Raw genomic sequence first — 18,029 nt, forward strand, 5'->3', positions numbered from 1 at the left:
GTGACGGATGGTATCTAATGATCTATGTAGAGATAGTTTTGCCAACTTTTCATCCGGATGAGTACCTTACGCATAATCGAGACATGAGAGAAACTGTCTGAATAGATAGCGGCTTCAAAAGCAGTACCGAGTGGCAGGTGATAATCGCTTAAATCATCGGTGATTTTAAGGGTGACGAGTACGCGTCCATTGGTACGTAATGCCTCAGTTCCTAGCAAGGTACCTCGTGCTTGGATCTGGCTTTCACCAATAACAGGTAATATTTCAACCACCTCTCCTTTGAAGACTTTTCCGGGTAGTGCTCTGAACAAAAACTCGGCTTCAAAGCCCGGTTTTAGGCGTTGAAGAGAATTTTGCCTAAATGCAGCTGTGTAGATTTTATCTTCTGTGTGTACAAACGTCATCATTGGCGCTAAGGGTAATGGTACGGACATCGCACCTGGTCTGAGAGCTAATTGCGTCACATAGCCATCAGTAGGCGCTCTGACAATGGTTTGTTCAAGGTTGAATTGGGCTTGTCTAAAATCGGCAAGCAGGCGAGCAACGGTAGTATTCTCACCATTGATTTCTGAGTTTAAGGAGATATTGGCTTGATTTAGACGTGCTTGGGCGACTTCTACTGCTGCCTCTGCTGCTTTATAAGCTTGGCGACGGGTATCAAGATCTTGTTCGGTGAATGCACCTTTATCATACCCACGTTGATAACGAGCATACTCACGTTGTGCTTTATCCCGGTCAGCGATGGCCTGTACTTTCGCTGCCGCAGCTTCAGAAACATTCGATTCTAGGCCAAGTGCACCTTGGCTCGCCTCTTTGATCTGAGCTTCAATTTTTGCCAATTCCGCTTCAAAAGGCACAGGGTCAATTCTAAAAAGCACATCACCTTGTTTTAAGGGCTGGTTTGCTTGTACCGGAACCTCAATCACTCTTCCTCGTACTCCTGAGACGACAGGTGTTGTGGAAAAAACTTGGCTACCCAATTGAGTAAAAGGATGATTATAGTTCATCAGTAAGATCAGGGTGCCGATCAAAATAACGCCACCTAATACAGCGGTAGGGACGGTCCACTTATTTAATGGAATTTTAAAGACTTTGAATATCGCAATACATAAAGCGGCATAAGTCATGATCAGAAGTAAATCCATTATTTTGTCTCCTGATTACTGGCATGGTCGATGTTCGCTTGAGCAACGGGTGGCTTCGCTTTTAACTCATGTAATTCTCGAGTGAGTGTTGCGACTTGATCGATAAGTTCATCGACACGATGATGAATATCGTGCTGCTCTTCTTGAAGTTTAGTGAACCCCCACCCGCGATCTTTTCGCCACAAGGTTGCCCAAATCCACAAAAATGGCCAGATTGCATGTAAGGTAAATAGACTGACCCAGCCAGAAACATGAATGGCATCTTGATGTGGATGGTCGCGCTCTTTGGCGATTTCATAGGGGATATCATGAATGACGATGATTCCATAAAAAATGACCAAGGCTACGAAAATCAGTAGACCAAGGGCAAAGTAATCTAAAAACATAGTTGCTCCTGTATTTCAATGACGAGTGTAAACGGCAGCCAATAGCTTAACGTGATGGAAAGTTACTCAGTGCACACTTGGTTGCGGCCATTCGCTTTCGCGCGATATAAGGCTTTGTCGGCGCGGTAGAATGTGCGTTGTGTATTTTCACCATCTCGATGCAAGGTTATACCGATACTGACGGTTAAGCCGCGCTCACCTAGAATATCGTGCCAACCAAATTGGAATATGCGTTCTCGATAGTTTTCGGCATGCATTTCAGCTTGGTCGAGCGAGCAATCTTCTAAAATCACCAGAAACTCTTCTCCACCAAAACGGACACAGGAGGAGCCTCGGAATTTAAAGTAGTTTTTCAACTCACGTGAAACATTGACTATCGCTTTGTCACCAACCAAGTGACTAAGTTCATCATTAATCGATTTAAAATGGTCAATATCAATGACTAGAAATGCAAATAGCTTCTCATGAAGCAGTAGGTCTTTCAGCTTTACATCTAACCAGCGGCGGTTGTGTAAAGTGGTGAGTGGGTCAGTGAATACATCCTGTTGAAGTTGGGCTACGGCATTCTTTTGATGTTCTGTGGTTTCTTTGAGCTCGCGATTTTCAATCTCAGATAAGATCAATTTCAATTGCAATTCAAAGCGCGATAAGCGACGCAGTTGATTGGCCCCCAGCTCACTAATCGGGATGTTTTTCATCAGATCAGTTTCAATTCGAAAGCCTTTTTTTTCATAAATCAGGGCGGCTTGATAAAGGCCTTGGCGCTCGCACACGGCACTGAATGCTCGATACAGCTGCTTGGCCATCGTGGGTGACGTGTATCGTTGCAGACGTTTGTCTGTACTGGCCAGCATCATATTGGCAATATGACTTTTGCCTATTTTAGCCAGGCAGTTGGCCGTTTCAATTCGAATCATATTCGATAGCCAGGTGGAATTCATATTCCCAGCACTGTACTGAACACTAGAGAGCGTAATGAGCGCTTTATCGACTTGATCCTGATGAAGATAAAGTTGAGCTTGATAGAGTGAAATTTGCCCGGTAAGAATTTTATCGCTGACCAAAATACTCAGCTCTTCACACTCTTTAATTAGGTCGGTGGCGGCGGAGATTCGGTGCAGTTGAATGTAACACGATAGCATGTAAAGTTTATAACGCAGGCGTAATGAGCGGCTGGTGATTGCGTGATCAATACTATCAATTTTTTGATAGTAACGAAGGGCTCGGCTGTGCTCGCCATAAGCATCACACAGGTTACCCATGCCAATGACGGCTAGTACATATTCGTCAATGTAACCTGTGTCGACGGCAATATTAGAAGCGGACACATATTCGTTGAGCGCTGCGGCAAATTCACCGCTTTCCATTAGGCGATCGCTCAAACTGCTTTTCACAGACAAAATAATTTCGGCGTCCTTAGGCAATTCAAGTAATGCTAAGGCGTGACGAAGCTCCTCTATGCTGGCGGACGACTGATGCAGTTCTGAACGATACTCTGCACTGATGATGTAGCTAAGTGCTTTTTCTTTTGATGTTGAGGCTATATGTTGTCGGACGTGATTCCAGAAAATGATGGCCTCTTCTCCGGAAACGGAGGTGGCATCCAAACCCGTATCTTTAATCTTACTGAGCAGTACTTCCATGCGACCATTCCTGAGGTTGACTGTCTTCCAGTTGTTCTAATGTGAATGGGAAACTCAAAATGTCTTGGAACATCACTTGAGGTAGCGATCCCGTTAATCCTTTTCTTTCCCAGGGGTATATTTCAATCATCTTAGCCAATACATGGAAGACGTGCAGCGCTGCATCGCCTTTATCGGCAAGAAGCAGCGCTAAGCGTTCGCTACTTAAACGAGAAACGAGATCTTTTTGGTTACAGAGCGAGTGGGCAATCTCGGTACATACATCGAGGTACTTTGAGTCGTTATGTTGGATGACAATGACGGCGTGATTAGAATGCTTCAACTCGGTCTTGAACAGCATGAGTTGTTCCCACCAATAAGTCTCTGAAACCACATTGGAGAGATGTTTCTCTGGGTCGTATTCGTGTTGACCACGAATACGGTTAATGAGTTTACGTGCTCGTTGCTCAAGTTGTCGCTTAGAGGCTCTTGCTTTATCAAGGCCAATGCGCGCCGTTTGTTCTCGAAGCATCTCAACCGTAAATTGGCGATATTTCTTAAATGAGGCTAAAGAAGCTTTAAAATCACCACGCTGCTCTGCGACTAGGGATTGTTGGTAGCAAATTTGTGAAAGTAGCTCACCTTTATCAAATGAAGCAGCAGAGGCTTCAGCAAGAAGCAACAGCTCAGTTGCTTTCTTGGAGTCTTTTCTCAGCAGTTCCAAACGAGCTCGACTAATGAATGAGTGAGCCTTCATCCACACAAGGTTATGCTCAACAGCAAGTTCGAGTGCTTTGGTGGTTGCCGCTTCCGCATCTTCGATTCGTTCTAGTCCGAGCAGTGCTAAGCCGCGAAAATCCCAAACCTCGGCTTGCCAAGTTTTATCGGGATGATCCTGTAGCGCTTCTTCGGCACCATCGAGTACGGTCAGCATATCGATGTATTGGTTAAGTAGATAGAGATCCCATGCCCACAGAATACGGGCTTTGCCTTCTAACCAATGGATACGGGCATTATTAGCGACTTTAACGGCTAGCTCGTGTGTTGAACATGAAAGTTGATATTCGTTGGTAATACGCCAAACATTACCCAGACCAATGAGGCACTCTATCTGGATATCAACTTCATCAACCAGAGCTGATTGTTCTAAGGCATTTATCCAATATTGTTGGGCGGTATAATATTTTGCCTGACCCCAAAGTTGCAGCGCGTGAATATGCAGAATTTCGGGAAGGCAATCATCAGTATCGAGGGTATTTTGAGTGGATAAGGCTTCTTTAATGTATTTTAAACCCACGCGGTAGTCCATTAGACACCAAGCGCAGCGAGATAAAATGATCAAACATTGAATCGCCCCTTCTGGGAAAAAGATCTGCTGTGCTCTCAATAAACACTGCTCCGCGACGATCGACACCTTCTCCGGCTCAGTTTCAATACGGGCTCTAAGCTGTTCTATTTCAATTTCAAGAAGGTATTGGCTTTTATCCAAACGGGCTGTTCCTCAAAAGTAAGAAGCCTAAGTCACCGATTCATTATATGAAGCCAACGTTAAAGCGCACTATTTACTTTCCCAAAAGTGGGTGCATTGGTTATTCATTACCACAATAATCTGCGCTACTTCACAATCCACAGTCTAAATATAACCTAAAAATCTAAGAGAGTAGTTCTTTCAATGTCAGTGGATGTTTAGTTAATTCCAAATTTTGGGCGGCGGTGAATCCATATTTATCTTGGTAGCACAGATTGTGCCAAGCACGAAAAATATCCAGCATTGGTTGTAGGCCGCCAGGGCGAAGTTTGCGCCTCGGTTCGTTGATAAAGCTTTCGAATAACAGTTGGAAGCGTTTTTGATAGAACTCTGTTTGCTTAATCGATGCTTTATCGAGCCAAGCTTCGGGTGTTGGATTGTCTCCTGCCAAATAGCAAACACCTTTGGCAGCCTGTGCCTGATTGGCAATAGCCCAGCGATCTCGCCACCATCCCATGTGAACAATGTCCGTTTTATTCACGGAATGTCCATTTTGCCATTGCGGATCTTCCTCAACGTACATCAAGTCAACATTCTTACGCTTGATTCGCGGCAAACAGACGCTCAATGCGGCAGAACGTAAAACCGGATCTTGAGGCAGATAGATAGAAACTCGCTTATCTTCAAGGCACAAATCCAGCACGTGGAGGAAGTGAGCATAAGAGGTGTAAGGAGGGCGTATCAAGGCACCTTTAGAAGGGTAATGAAAAGTGGTGAGGTTACCCATGGGGTCTTCAACATTACCGCGGGCTAAAATTGTTTGGTATTTCTGATCAATACGCTCACGTAACAGCGGAGATGCGTCAGGAGTAGGTAGATTCGCTTCGGATGAATGTTCACGAGAAACAAAACGCGCGGGCGAGTGATAGGGGTTGTGATCAAGCTCGCCTGCAGGCTCTTCATTGGCGGAATAGTTTACGTGCTGACAGAGTATATAACCTGTTTTGGCTTCACCTGTTGCAAACCACAATACGCCGTTGTCGCTATGGGGCTGGAGCGGGATGTAATTGCAAGCCAGCTCATATTGGTTTGCATGATTCACCCAACGCGCATCAATCATGGCCAGTTTTCGCCGACAGCGACTGGCAATGTGCTCGACATGATCATAAAACGTTTTTGGGTTGATGGATAATTTACGGCAAATCTCTCGCACCGAATAACTCATGAAGAGTAGGCCGAGTAAGGTTTCTTGAAAAACGAGTTTTTTGTTGGCTCCTGACCACTTATCAACAAAGGTACTCTGACAAGCTTTGCAACGGTATCGCTGGCGATCGCCGCTGTAGCCAAAAGCGTGATAGAGGTGTTTGTGCGTATGAACAGATAAACCGAAATTTTGGCAATCATCACTGCGACAAGCGGGCAACCCGTCGCTGTGAAGCTGCCTTAAACGGTGTAATTCGTTTAACACTTCTCGGTTGTTAAGTAAGGGGGGGAAAGCTCCACATTCACGACAAACCATCGTTGGACGCTTCGGGTTTACGCGCTGCAGAACGTACCGTTCGGCTTCACTCAGTCCAAAGTTGTCACACGCCAATGTTTTACAAAAGTTGAGTTGTAAACCATCTGCGTCCTTGGGTAGTTGGTCGTTGGACACAATCGCCCCCTCGGGGTAATTTAAGGCTGCCAATTTGGGTGAGCAGCTGAGGTTTAAAAATTAGATACTAATCGCTGTTTCAAGCGCGACTTTCATCATGTCGTTAAAAGAGGTTTGGCGATCTTCAGAGCTTAATTTCTCACCGCGAATGATGTGGTCTGACACCGTAAGAATCGTCAATGCTTTTGCGCCTAGATCCGCTGCAACGCCATAAATACCGGCCGCTTCCATATCCACACCTAAGATGCCAAGCTTATTCATTTTTTCGAATAAATCACCTTCAGGTGTGTAGAACAGATCAGCGGAAAACACGTTGCCTACCTTCACGGGCACGTTTTGTGCGCGTGCTTGATTGACGGCTGTTTCAAGCAATCCGTAATCCGCAATCGCGGCAAAATCGTGGTTGTTAAAACGGATGCGGTTAACTTTGGAATCGGTTGAAGCACCCATACCAATAACGATATCCATTAGATTGACATCGTCACGAACTGCGCCACAGCTACCAATACGGATGATATTTTTTACACCGTATTCTGAAATCAACTCGTGAACATAAATCGAGCATGATGGAATGCCCATACCGTGGCCCATAACGGATACTTTTTTACCCTTATAAGTACCGGTATAACCGAACATACTGCGAACATCACAAACCTGTTTAGCATCATCTAAAAAAGTTTCAGCAATGTATTTTGCACGTAATGGATCGCCTGGCATTAGAACGGTTTCAGCGAAATCACCAACTTGCGCATTAATGTGTGGGGTTGCCATCGTTGTTACTCCAAAGTTTTCGAGTCAGCGATTTATCCGCAATAAGTGGATTAAATTACTAATTCTGTTGAATCTGATGTGTTTTGTTGAGGCAATACTAGCTAGACCTGACACTGTTCCTTGAGAGATTTGTCACAGAATGGAGGTTAATACCCTTTTTGTGGCTCATTGATAACTAAAAGTGTTGAAAGTGGTAAGGCAATCGATTTGGGTAAACGTTTACCTTTTATGTGTACATAAATATATTTTGTATAAGGTGGTTGGAGTGTGCTATATATTATACAACAAATATTTTTGTATATGAGGCGGCGATGAGTAATCCAGAAATTCGTATCGGGATCAGTGCATGTGTGCTGGGAGAGCAAGTCCGTTTTGATTCTGGCCACAAAGCGAGTGACTTTGTGACCAAAGAGTTAACGAATTATTTCTCTTTCATACCCGTTTGCCCAGAGGTTGCGATTGGCTTAACCGTGCCAAGGCCTACCATTCGCCTGATCTCTCACGAAGAGCGTTTAGCGCTGGTTGAAACTAAAGATGAAACCAAAGATTACACGCAAGCCATGTTCGATTTCTCAGAACGAAAAGTTGATGAGCTCGAATTGATGAAATTGTGTGGTTATATCGTTTGTGCGAAATCCCCGACATGTGGCATGGAAAGAGTCAAAGTCTATAAGCATCAACGAGCAGACAAAGAGGGTGTTGGGCTTTATACCGCCACTTTGATGCGTAAAATGCCGTGGTTGCCTGTAGAGGAAGATGGCCGTTTGCATGATCCTGTGCTTCGCGAAAACTTCATTACGCGTGTCTACTGTTTACATGACTTTTATCAATCGATAGGTGACAACCCGACACCGGGCAAAGTGGTGGCCTTTCATTCACGTTACAAATTGACGTTAATGGCGCATCACCCGCAAGCGTATCGAGAACTCGGCCGTTTGGTGGCTGAAGTTAAGCAGCATCCGCCACAGTATTTTATTGAGCACTATCGCCAAGGGCTAATGGATGCGCTTAAACACAGAGCGAGCCGTAAAAATAACACCAATGTTTTGATGCACATTCAGGGTTATTTCAAACGAGCCTTAAACAAAGAGCAGAAAGTGGAGTTAGCGCAATTGATTGATGACTATCGAACTGGCGAGCTTCCTTTACTTGCGCCTATTACGTTGCTCAAACATTACATAAAAATGTATCCCGATGCTTATCTGCAGCAACAGCACTATTTATCGCCTTATCCACAAACGCTAAGGTTACGTTATGGACTATGAGAACCCACTGACTGAAAACATGATGACTGAAAAATTATACGCTATTCGAGACGTTGCCGAGATGACTGGAGTAAAGCCCGTTACCTTGCGTGCATGGCAGCGCCGCTATCACCTCGTTCAGCCACAGCGCACGGAAAAAGGGCATCGCCTTTATTCACAAGAGGATATTGCGACGATTCGCACTATTCAAGGCTGGCTGGCGAAAGGGGTTTCGATTGGCAAAGTGAGTGCATTGCTTAGTGGCAGTGAAAGCATCATCGATACTTTGGCAAATCATGGTTCAGAGCTTTTAGAGCAAGAACAATTGCTGCAAGCTTTAGTGGATCTCAATAAAGGCAAAGCGGAATCAACCATTGCTACAGTATTGAAAGAGTATCCGTTAGAGATTGTTGAGCAGCAGTTTGTCTTTCCTGTCATCGACACGTTAGAGCGGGTTAAAGGACCGCTGCGCAGTTTGCAAAAAGGGCTTTTTCAGGCACTGATGATAAGCAAGTTGAGCTCGATCATTGAAGCGGAAAACAAAGCGGCAACTAAAGGAAAATGTCTTTGCGTTAATCTTGATCCAACATCGAGCATACTGGCTTGGTTATGGTTCGTGGGAAAGGTGGAAGCTGGGTATAACCTCACTATCTTAGATGGTGTCGAAGATCTTACCGCTCTTGTTGATCATGATGCTTTAGCAAACTACCAACAGGTTGCGCTGTTTGCCAATCGAGCGTTAACCGAGCAGCAAGTTCAAGCGTTACGGAAATTGCGTATCTCACTGGGAGATAAGCTTGCGTTGTCAGATGTGGTTGCTCGTCTGCACCATTCGTTAGATTAATCAGTAAGGATGTACAGTGAAATTACTCTGGCTGCGCCGAGATTTACGATCCGTTGATAATACGGCATTACATGCCGCCATTGATGGCGAAGAACCTGTTGTTGCCGTATTCATTGCAACGCCAGCACAGTGGCAAAAACACCATCTTGCTCCGATGCAGGCGGATCTTATTTATCGGCGTTTATTTGAGCTGCAACGTGAACTGCAAGCACTCAATATTGCTCTGCTGTATGAGGAAGTTGATGATTACGCTGATGCTGCGCAGCAGATTGCCACTATTGCTAAGCAGCTTAATGCCAGCGTTGTGTTGGTTAATCGCGAGTATGAAATCAATGAGTTGCAGCGTGATGAGATGGCGAGCCAGTTTTGCCTAGAGCGCCAGATCGAGTGGCGAGCATACGACGATAAGTGCATTATTGCCCCCGGTTTGGTCAAAAACAAGCAAGGTGATTATTTCAAAGTCTTTACGCCTTTTAAACGAGCGTGGTTATCACAAGCGGCTATTCCTCAAATTTTACCAACGCCTATTTCTGCACATTATAAACCCATAAAGGATCTTGAGCCGTTGCTGTGGAGCGAACACCGCTCGTTCAGCTATCCACGCATCAGCAGTGATCATTGGGTGGTCGAGTTCGATGCAATTCGCGCTAAATTACGCCAGTTTTGCCGTGATAAGGTACAGAATTACCACCAGCAGCGTGATTTTCCCGCGTTGGATTCGACCAGCGCACTGTCACCTTATCTCGCAATAGGGGCGCTTTCTGCGCGTCAATGTATGGCGCGTCTATACGCTGAATCGCAACATATTGGGTTGTCTGAAGGGGCGCAAACTTGGTTGAGCGAAATCATTTGGCGTGAATTCTATCAGCATCTGATCGGGTTTCGTCCTGATCTCTGCAAAGGAAAAGATTTTGCACCTTGGGGGAAACATGTATCTTGGTGGGAGAACTCAACGGCCTTTGAACGTTGGCAGCAGGGGCAAACCGGGTTCCCTATTGTCGATGCGGCGATGCGCCAACTCAATAAAACGGGGTGGATGCATAACCGATTAAGGATGGTGGTGGCCAGTTTTCTAACCAAAGATCTGCATATCGATTGGCGACTTGGTGAACAATATTTTATGCAAACATTAGTGGATGGCGATTATGCATCCAACAATGGCGGTTGGCAGTGGTGCGCTTCAACTGGGTGTGATGGGCAACCTTATTTTCGAATTTTTAACCCTACCAGCCAAGGGGAACGTTTTGATCCGAAAGGTGATTTTATTCGTCAGTGGGTACCTGAATTGGCTTCGTTGCCAGATAAGTACATCCACACGCCTTGGAAATTCCCTGCCGTCAATTCCTTGTCATATCCCGCGCCAATGGTTGATCATAAAGTAGAAAGAGAGATAACCTTACAGATCTATAAAGACGCCAAGGATACCTGATCACCATGCTACGCAAGCTACTCTCTTTGTGTTGTTGCTGGGGTGCGCTCAGTGTGAACGCGTTTGCCGCGACTTATGATTTTCCTGCCGAAGGCAGTAGCATGGTTGGCCGAACTCAATATCACGTGATTGAGCAGGGCGAAACCTTAGCGCAAATTGCAAAACAGTACGATGTTGGGTTTTTATCTTTGATGGCGGCTAACAAAGGAATTGACCCATTTTTGCCGCAGCAAGAGTTTGTGCTAACCATTCCGTCACAAATTATTTTACCGCACGTGGCTTACGAAGGCATCGTCATCAACTTAGCGGAACTGCGGCTCTATTACTTTGAGCCTGAAAAACGCAAAGTGCATATTTTCCCCGTCGGTATTGGCCGTATTGGTCGTGACACGCCCGAAATGGAAACCACTATCAGCCAAAAACGGCCGAACCCAACTTGGACACCTCCTCAATCGATCCGCACTGAATATAAAGCGAAAGGTATTGAACTGCCTGCGGTGGTGCCTGCTGGGCCAGATAACCCGCTTGGCGAATACGCGCTTCGTCTCGCTTATGGTGCGGGTGATTATTTGATCCACGGTACCAACAAAGATTTTGGTATTGGTATGAGAGTCAGCTCAGGTTGTATTCGTATGGATCCCAAGGATATTGAATGGCTGTTTAAGCAGGTTCAGCGTGGCGAGAAAGTGAAAGTAATTGATGAGCCGATAAAATTAGCCTTAGAGCCAGATCGAAGCGTATTTCTTGAAGCTCATGAACCTTTAACGCGCAGTAACGGCAGTAAAAAAGAGTTGCAGGTACCGCAAGAACTTCGCTGGTGGTTGGATGAATTTAACAAATCAGATGCGAAAGCGAGAGCGGTGATCTTGGCGCAAAATGGTGTGCCTGTCGAAGTTGTGGCTGCAGATTTTTCAACCTCATTGGAGTAATTAAAGAAGTTGATGAGTTCATTAATGGTGAACCATGTAATAGCAGCAATAAAAAAGGCTTGAATTAACAAGCCTTTTAAGGAATTTCAGCTATGGAATATAACGAAATTATTTCGTGTATGACTGAGCAATATTATCGATACGCTCGTTTGCACGAGCCGCTTCTTCTTGCGCAGCGGCAGCGGCATCAGCCGCTTGGCTTACTTTAGACGAAAGTGTCGATTGCTCGCTCTTAAGTGCAGAAATTTGATCACTGAGTTGGCTAACTTGGTTGCTTAGCTGATCCATTTTCGTCATTGCTGCGTCATCAGGGCCTGATGCACAACCAGCAAGTAGAAGTACAGAAGAGGCTGCAGCTGCAATTAACATCTTATTCATTATTGAACTCCTTGTTTGTAAGATTATTATCAATGATGCCCTATTATACTTTTCCTACTTGAAGCTACAGCGGTGCTGTTTACCTGCAACGTCAAGTCGTTTGGGTATACGCTTTTTTGGAAATCATCATATAGTGACGAACTCAATTGTAGACACTATTCTAGCGTTCACCCAGTAGCCGAACGTCAAAATAATCCAAGAATTTCAATTTATGCCCATTTACTCCGCTATGTCTCATCGTTAAGAGACGTATTTTCTATCTTCTTATGCCTTGAAAAAGTGTGCGTGCTGATTATTTTTATGTGATCTCTATCTATCTAAGCGCCTTTCGGGCTATCATATTGCGTTTTCATTTTGACCTCTTGCCCTATTTATTGTGGCAACTTTACAAATTTTTGGAGAATCCTTTGCAGTTTAAAGATTTAGGCTTAGATAATCGCTTATTGAAGACCCTCAAACACTATGACTTCAAACAAGCGACAGAGATCCAACAACAAGCGGTTCCCGTGGCGATTGCAGGTAAAGATTTGTTGGCATCCTCTAAGACTGGTTCGGGTAAAACATTAGCGTTTGTTTTGCCAATGCTGCATAAGTCTCTCAAAACTAAAGCGTTATCAGCAAAAGACCCTAGAGCTCTGATTCTCGCTCCGACACGTGAGTTGGCCAAACAAGTGTACGGTGAGCTACGTACTATGCTCAGTGGGTTGAGCTACGAAGCAACGCTGATTGTGGGCGGTGAAAACTTTAACGACCAAGTAAAAGCACTGCGCCGTTTCCCCCGTTTTATTGTGGCGACTCCTGGTCGTTTAGCGGATCACTTAGAGCACCGCTCGTTGCGTCTTGATGGTTTAGATACGCTGATCCTTGATGAAGCTGACCGCATGCTGGACCTAGGTTTTGCTCCGGAACTACGCCGTATTCATCATGCAGCGAACCACCGTCGTCGCCAAACACTGATGTTTTCCGCAACGCTTGATCACGGCCAAGTGAATGACTTTGGTACCGAGTTGCTTAAAGATCCAAAACGCATTTCGATTGGTGTTGCCAACGAAGAGCATAAAGACATCACCCAAAAATTCTACCTCTGTGATCATCTCGATCACAAAGAAGCCTTACTCGAACGCGTGCTGCAAGAAGCCGAATATCGACAAGTGATCATTTTTACCGCAACTCGTTCTGATACTGAGCGTTTAACGCTTAAACTCAACGAGCAGAAACTGAAAGCTGTTGCGTTGAGTGGTAACTTAAATCAAAACCAGCGCAACACCATCATGAGCCAGTTTGAGCGCGCCGTCTTTAAAATTTTGGTCACGACGGATGTGGCTTCACGTGGCCTTGATATCGCGAACGTGACGCACGTGATTAACTTTGATATGCCCAAACATACGGAAGAGTATGTGCACCGTGTTGGTCGTACAGGCCGTGCGGGTAATAAAGGTGATGCAATCTCGCTGGTTGGCCCAAAAGATTGGGACAGCTTCAAGCGCGTGGAAGCCTTTTTGCAGCAAGATATCGAGTTCTCTCAATTTGATGATCTGAAAGGTAAATTTACCGGACTAAAACCACGCGTTCCGGCCTTTAAGAAAAACGCAGCCGCTAAGACTAAAAGTACTAAGCCCAAGGCGCACACCGCCAATAAGAAGCCCGTTAAACGCGATAAAACCTTTTATCAGAATGTGGCAGTGGGTGATGCGGTATTTGTGCCGAAAAAGAGAGTTGCACCTAAAGTTGACGATGAGTAGCCGCGAGCGTCTTGTCAGCGTGACCTTTCGGTCAATCGAATCTGCTGACGGACTCAATGCCAGTATTTGCTGAGACAACCTCACCCTAATTATAAAAACACCGCCAAATTGGCGGTGTTTTTATATACACGCAAACGTTCACCCTTATAAATTTCATAATTTCTCTATTTTATATAAAAATGATAATTGATCTCATTATCGTTTAGTGGCAAGCTGCGCCTCATTATAATAATTGGCTATGTTTTCACTGATCATAATGAAATTACTCAATATCATTGCTTTTGTTGTTGGTTTGTCTTGTTTTCATTCATCTTATGGTGAGTTACTACAGTGGCTGGAAGATGGCTCGCGTAGCCAGCCTAAGGTTCGAGCACACCTTGAAGACCACAATAAAAAAACACAACAGTGGCTCAATCAAGCCGCACCACTTTCTAATGCACTAGTTAAAACATGGTCAGAGAGTCAGAGCGTAAAAGCACCGACACCTTGGCTCATCCAGTACCAAAATTACTATCATGATCAAGTAATTAAGGGTGAACGTTTTGTTGTTAAAAAGACCGCAGAAGACAGCCCAATTGAGCGCTTGGTCAATATCAGTGTAAGACAGCAGCAATCAGATTATTACCAGTTAGCCAATTGGGCGGTGGCAAAAGGGGACCGCTTTATTGCATTAAGCGAAGATTTTACTGGCGAAGAGCACTACACGCTGACGCTGGTGGATCGTGTATCGAAGCAGGAAATCGTGCTTAGCCAATCTGCAACGACTCAAGCGATTTGGTCTGAAAATGGCCAATATCTCTATTTTTTGGCGGCAGAAGAAAGCCGTTCTTCTAGCTTATTGCAGCGCTATGATGTGCTGAGCAAGCAGACAAAAACCCTATGGGAGTGGGCTGATCCGCAGTGGATCGTGTCTCTCTATTTGGCGGCGGATCCGCATTTTGCCCTCGTGCAAGTCAACAACGAAAACAGCAGTGAACAACGTATTTTAGAGACCAACAGCTCTCACTTAAGCCTTCCGCTTCGTGCCGCACAGCCGGGTATTGAATACTACGCAGACGTTGCTAATGGCTGGCTCTACATCAATAGTAACCTCAACGGCAAGTTTGCACTCTACCGTCGATTACTGAGCATGAATGAAAACCCTTGGCAGCTTTTTTATGCGCCAGATGATCATTCCACGCTGGATAATTTTTATTTATATCAAGCTGGCGTTGTGGTTAAAACCAACCAAGCACAGCATTCTCAACTGGCCATTATGGATCAGCATGGAAAGTTGAGAGCATCACAGCCTTTGGCAACAGAAAGTGAGGTCGCTTGGGTCTCTCGTAACGGTGATTGGCAAAGCAATAAACTGCGCGTGCGTTCAATGTCGATGGTTTCTGCAGGAGTTTGGCGTGAGTTTGATGTGGCAAGCTTACAATGGAAGCGACTGGGTCAAGACCACTATCCTGCTTATTTACCGGAACAGTATGAGTCACAACAGATTGTGGTGGATGTTGATGGCGTGGCTATTCCTGTCACTTTGGCGTACCGAAAAGACACCTTGAGCGCACAGTCCAGCGTCTTTCTTTATGGCTACGGCGCGTATGGCGTCACTATGCGTCCGTATTTTATGCCACAAGTGATCAGTTTATTGGATCAAGGCGTAATTTATGCGATTGCTCATGTGCGCGGTGGTGGTTATCACGGTGAATCATGGCACCGCGCTGGGTCTGGCATTCTGAAAAAAATAGGCATCTCAGATTTTCTTAACGTCGCCTCTTCGTTGCAGCATTTTAATAACGGCCAACGCGCTATTTATGCGATTGGCGGCAGCGCTGGTGGAACCTTAGTTGCGGCGGCGGTTAATCAAAACCCAGCACTTTTTGCTGGAGTGGTGCTGCAAGTGCCTTTTGTGGATGTGCTTAGAAGCATGTCCACAGAAGACTCCTCTTCACTCTCGGTGCAGCAGCGAGAAGAGTGGGGAGATCCTAGCCAGCCATTGCAACGCTCAGCAATTGAAGCTTATGACCCACTACTCAATATACAAGCCAAACCTTATCCGCCAACCCTCGTCCGTGTCGGGTGGTTTGATAGCCGTGTCCCTTATTGGGAAGGCGCGAAATACATAGAAAAAATGTCGATGATGAGTACGGGTATCGGGCCTTACTTGTTATGGACGGACTTCAATAGCGGGCACAGTAGCGATTCACGTAAGGCACTACAGCAACAGGCCGTGGAATACACCTTTCTTCTTACCATAGATAAAAACAAAAAAGCGGAGCAGTAAATGAAGCTTTCTCCAATCACCGCAGCGGTGCTTAGCGTGCTTGCGGTAGGGTCAGTGCATGCCGAATTCAGCCTAACCAAGCTTGAAGAAGTGGTGGTGAGTGCCAATAAAGTAGAACAGCCGCTGTCAAAAGTCGCCGGCTCAATATCAGCGATTGACGGTGAAACCATTGAAAAACAAGGCGCGACAGAACTGTATGATGTATTGAGTCATGAACCCGGAATCAGTGTTACGGGTGGCGCTGGCCGGCCACAAAACATCACGATTCGAGGGATGACGGGCAACCGCATTGCGATCATTCAAGATGGCGTCGCCGCATCGGACGGCTATGGTGCCAATGACATTAACGACAAAGTAGGCCGCAATACTTTCGCCTTAGACAACATAAAAAGCATTGAGGTTGTGAAAGGGGCAGGGTCTACCATTCATGGTTCAGGCGCGATCGGCGGCGTTGTGGTTGTCACCACAAAATCGCCGGCGGATTATTTGCAAGGACGTGATTTCTATATTGATGCCTCTGGCTCCTACACAGGGATCAGCAATCAATATAAGAGCAGTAGCACGCTAGCGGTGCGCAATGGAAATGGTGAAAGCTTGGTGACCATTTCATATTGGCAAGGCGAAGAGACTCGCAACTTTAACCAAGATCTCTATAACCGAGATATTGAAGGATTCAGTGCATCGTTAGCCCACGATCACATGGTCAATGATTCGCTGTTACTCAGTGCAAAATTTAACGCCTATAAAGATGAAAACATCCGCAAAGAAGGCATTGCTTCCATTCAACGCGATGACAAATGGGAAAGCAAAGAATTTTTTGAACAGGAACAGCACCAAACCTTATCGGCATCATTGGGGGTGCAATTAGATACCCTTTCTTTCTGGGCAGACCATGTGGACGCCAAGCTTTACTGGCGTGATAGTCAAAGTGATACTCAAACCAATCGCTTATTGACCAAAGAACATGCCTTTTTCGACACCCTTGAATTTCGTCGTGAGAGACGCGATGAAAGTTTTTCTGATCAGTTGATAGGGCTATCGGTTGATTTAGAAAAAGCAGCACGAGTCCACAACATCGAACACCAATTTATTTACGGTGCAGTGCTTAATACCAATCGTTATGAACGCCCTCGTCACGTGGATACCAAGGATTCCAATGGGGAAACCTACGAAAATATTATTCCGTTTGCACCGGCGAAGGCCTATGGTTTGGGCGTCTATTTGCAAGATAGATTCAGCCTTAACCAGTGGACATTTAGCGCTGGTTTACGTTTTGATTTGAATAACCTTACTCCTCAGTCAGAGCAACCTATTGCTGGTTTTGCTGTTAGTGAAATTCAAACCAGTGAATGGTCACCGAGCGCATCCGTAGCTTACCAGTGGACGCCATCATTCAACAGTTACCTCAGTTACAACCACGGCTACCGCGCTCCGACCTATGACAAAGCCTACGGTGCGGCAGACCACAGCTTTGTTCCACTGACGCCGTTTTTTATCGCGCCGAACATGAATTTACAGGCTGAAACCAGTGATAGTTTTGAGTTGGGTTCAAAATACGATAATGGCCAATCTCAAGCTTATGTCGCGGTTTTTTACTCTCTCTTTGACAATTTCATGGACACCAAAGATGTGGGATTTGATAGCGATAGAGGCGCTTGGATCAAGCAGTACCAAAATATTAATGGCGTCGAAACGTATGGTGTGGAGTTCACCTTCGCCCATCAACTGAATCAACAATGGTCAACCACGTTCAAAGCGGGTTATGTGGATGGTAAAGATGATCAAGATGAATACGTCCGTACCATCACGCCGTGGGAAGGAAATGGACAACTAAATTACCAGCAGCAAGATTGGGATGCCTACGCACGTTGGAACTGGGCGAGCTCGATGGATCGAGCACCAGCATGCTCTGATGATATAGGCCGTAAAGCGCAATGCGCGCAAACGTCGGCATGGTCTACGGTCGATCTTGGCGTGAGTTATCAAGTGATGCGTGACCTTGATGTGAGTCTCAACATCATGAACCTATTCGACCGTGAATACGTTCGTTATCAAGACGTCGCGGGTGTAAGTCAAAGTCAAACTCTCTATTCCACTGAGCCCGGGCGTTACTTTACCGCTACGGCTAAATACGTGTTTTAGGAGCTA

At 45.5% G+C, this 18,029-nt stretch carries 14 protein-coding genes; 7 read left to right on the plus strand and 7 right to left on the minus strand.

What is annotated here, in order from left to right:
• Nucleotides 1-14: 14 nt before the first annotated feature.
• The 6 genes from EXZ60_RS01050 to deoD all read right to left on the minus strand — a co-directional run bounded on the left by EXZ60_RS01050 (nt 15) and on the right by deoD (nt 7,046).
• Nucleotides 15-1,145: an HlyD family secretion protein gene (locus EXZ60_RS01050; RefSeq protein WP_017045041.1), complete on the minus strand. Its 1,131-nt coding sequence runs from the start codon at nt 1,143-1,145 to the stop codon at nt 15-17.
• Nucleotides 1,145-1,531, minus strand: a complete 387-nt coding sequence (locus EXZ60_RS01055) for a DUF3302 domain-containing protein (RefSeq protein WP_088729371.1) — start codon at nt 1,529-1,531, stop codon at nt 1,145-1,147. The genes EXZ60_RS01050 and EXZ60_RS01055 overlap by 1 nt, the downstream gene beginning before the upstream one ends.
• Nucleotides 1,532-1,593: 62 nt before the next feature.
• Nucleotides 1,594-3,174, minus strand: coding sequence for a diguanylate cyclase (locus EXZ60_RS01060; protein ID WP_277435124.1), 1,581 nt, complete (start codon nt 3,172-3,174; stop codon nt 1,594-1,596).
• A complete protein-coding gene (locus tag EXZ60_RS01065) occupies nt 3,155-4,642 on the minus strand; it encodes a hypothetical protein (protein WP_013868366.1) in 1,488 nt (495 codons plus the stop codon). Before EXZ60_RS01065 ends, EXZ60_RS01060 begins: the two co-directional genes overlap by 20 nt.
• Before the next feature lie 163 nt (nt 4,643-4,805).
• On the minus strand, nt 4,806-6,275 hold the full coding sequence (locus EXZ60_RS01070; protein ID WP_194664042.1) for an IS1 family transposase: 1,470 nt from the start codon (nt 6,273-6,275) through the stop codon (nt 4,806-4,808).
• Nucleotides 6,276-6,335: 60 nt separating this feature from the next.
• Entirely contained in the window at nt 6,336-7,046 is a 711-nt protein-coding gene (deoD, locus tag EXZ60_RS01075; RefSeq protein ID WP_013868368.1) for a purine-nucleoside phosphorylase, read from the minus strand.
• A 311-nt stretch (nt 7,047-7,357) separates the two neighbouring features.
• Here deoD and EXZ60_RS01080 point away from each other — a divergent pair, with 311 nt between their 5' ends.
• The 4 genes from EXZ60_RS01080 to EXZ60_RS01095 are packed head-to-tail and all read left to right on the plus strand — an operon-like array spanning nt 7,358 to nt 11,492.
• Complete coding sequence (locus EXZ60_RS01080) at nt 7,358-8,311, plus strand: DUF523 and DUF1722 domain-containing protein (RefSeq protein WP_026027151.1); 954 nt, start codon at nt 7,358-7,360, stop codon at nt 8,309-8,311.
• Nucleotides 8,301-9,134, plus strand: a complete 834-nt coding sequence (locus EXZ60_RS01085) for a MerR family transcriptional regulator (RefSeq protein WP_277435125.1) — start codon at nt 8,301-8,303, stop codon at nt 9,132-9,134. The genes EXZ60_RS01080 and EXZ60_RS01085 overlap by 11 nt, the downstream gene beginning before the upstream one ends.
• Nucleotides 9,135-9,150: 16 nt before the next feature.
• Entirely contained in the window at nt 9,151-10,563 is a 1,413-nt protein-coding gene (gene phrB, locus EXZ60_RS01090; RefSeq protein WP_277435126.1) for a deoxyribodipyrimidine photo-lyase, read from the plus strand.
• A gap of 5 nt (nt 10,564-10,568) precedes the next feature.
• Nucleotides 10,569-11,492, plus strand: a complete 924-nt coding sequence (locus EXZ60_RS01095; RefSeq protein ID WP_017049254.1) for a L,D-transpeptidase family protein — start codon at nt 10,569-10,571, stop codon at nt 11,490-11,492.
• A gap of 108 nt (nt 11,493-11,600) precedes the next feature.
• Here EXZ60_RS01095 and EXZ60_RS01100 read toward each other — a convergent pair whose 3' ends face one another.
• On the minus strand, nt 11,601-11,870 hold the full coding sequence (locus EXZ60_RS01100; RefSeq protein ID WP_026027153.1) for an Lpp/OprI family alanine-zipper lipoprotein: 270 nt from the start codon (nt 11,868-11,870) through the stop codon (nt 11,601-11,603).
• 395 nt (nt 11,871-12,265) lie between these two features.
• Between EXZ60_RS01100 and EXZ60_RS01105 the strand changes: the two genes are divergently transcribed.
• The 3 genes from EXZ60_RS01105 to EXZ60_RS01115 all read left to right on the plus strand — a co-directional run bounded on the left by EXZ60_RS01105 (nt 12,266) and on the right by EXZ60_RS01115 (nt 18,023).
• The gene (locus EXZ60_RS01105; RefSeq protein WP_088733584.1) at nt 12,266-13,612 is read left to right on the plus strand and encodes a DEAD/DEAH box helicase; all 1,347 of its coding nucleotides are present in this window, start codon (nt 12,266-12,268) and stop codon (nt 13,610-13,612) included.
• A gap of 256 nt (nt 13,613-13,868) precedes the next feature.
• Nucleotides 13,869-15,881, plus strand: coding sequence for a prolyl oligopeptidase family serine peptidase (locus tag EXZ60_RS01110; RefSeq protein ID WP_277435127.1), 2,013 nt, complete (start codon nt 13,869-13,871; stop codon nt 15,879-15,881).
• Nucleotides 15,882-18,023 (plus strand): TonB-dependent hemoglobin/transferrin/lactoferrin family receptor, encoded by a 2,142-nt coding sequence (locus EXZ60_RS01115; protein WP_017045047.1) that lies wholly within the window; start codon nt 15,882-15,884, stop codon nt 18,021-18,023.
• Nucleotides 18,024-18,029 lie beyond the last annotated feature (6 nt).

Origin of the sequence: Vibrio sp. 1151_11, from assembly GCF_029478525.1 — a bacterium.
Classification (GTDB): Bacteria; Pseudomonadota; Gammaproteobacteria; order Enterobacterales; family Vibrionaceae; genus Vibrio; species Vibrio anguillarum.

Bases quoted from the DNA above. Each gene is read 5' to 3' on its own strand.
- EXZ60_RS01050 (WP_017045041.1), bottom strand. From the start codon at position 1,145: ATGGATTTACTTCTGATCATGACTTATGCCGCTTTATGTATTGCGATA.
- EXZ60_RS01055 (WP_088729371.1), bottom strand. From the start codon at position 1,531: ATGTTTTTAGATTACTTTGCCCTTGGTCTACTGATTTTCGTAGCCTTG.
- EXZ60_RS01060 (WP_277435124.1), bottom strand. From the start codon at position 3,174: ATGGAAGTACTGCTCAGTAAGATTAAAGATACGGGTTTGGATGCCACC.
- deoD (WP_013868368.1), bottom strand. From the start codon at position 7,046: ATGGCAACCCCACACATTAATGCGCAAGTTGGTGATTTCGCTGAAACC.
- EXZ60_RS01080 (WP_026027151.1), top strand. From the start codon at position 7,358: ATGAGTAATCCAGAAATTCGTATCGGGATCAGTGCATGTGTGCTGGGA.
- EXZ60_RS01085 (WP_277435125.1), top strand. From the start codon at position 8,301: ATGGACTATGAGAACCCACTGACTGAAAACATGATGACTGAAAAATTA.
- EXZ60_RS01095 (WP_017049254.1), top strand. From the start codon at position 10,569: ATGCTACGCAAGCTACTCTCTTTGTGTTGTTGCTGGGGTGCGCTCAGT.
- EXZ60_RS01100 (WP_026027153.1), bottom strand. From the start codon at position 11,870: ATGAATAAGATGTTAATTGCAGCTGCAGCCTCTTCTGTACTTCTACTT.
- EXZ60_RS01110 (WP_277435127.1), top strand. From the start codon at position 13,869: ATGAAATTACTCAATATCATTGCTTTTGTTGTTGGTTTGTCTTGTTTT.
- EXZ60_RS01115 (WP_017045047.1), top strand. From the start codon at position 15,882: ATGAAGCTTTCTCCAATCACCGCAGCGGTGCTTAGCGTGCTTGCGGTA.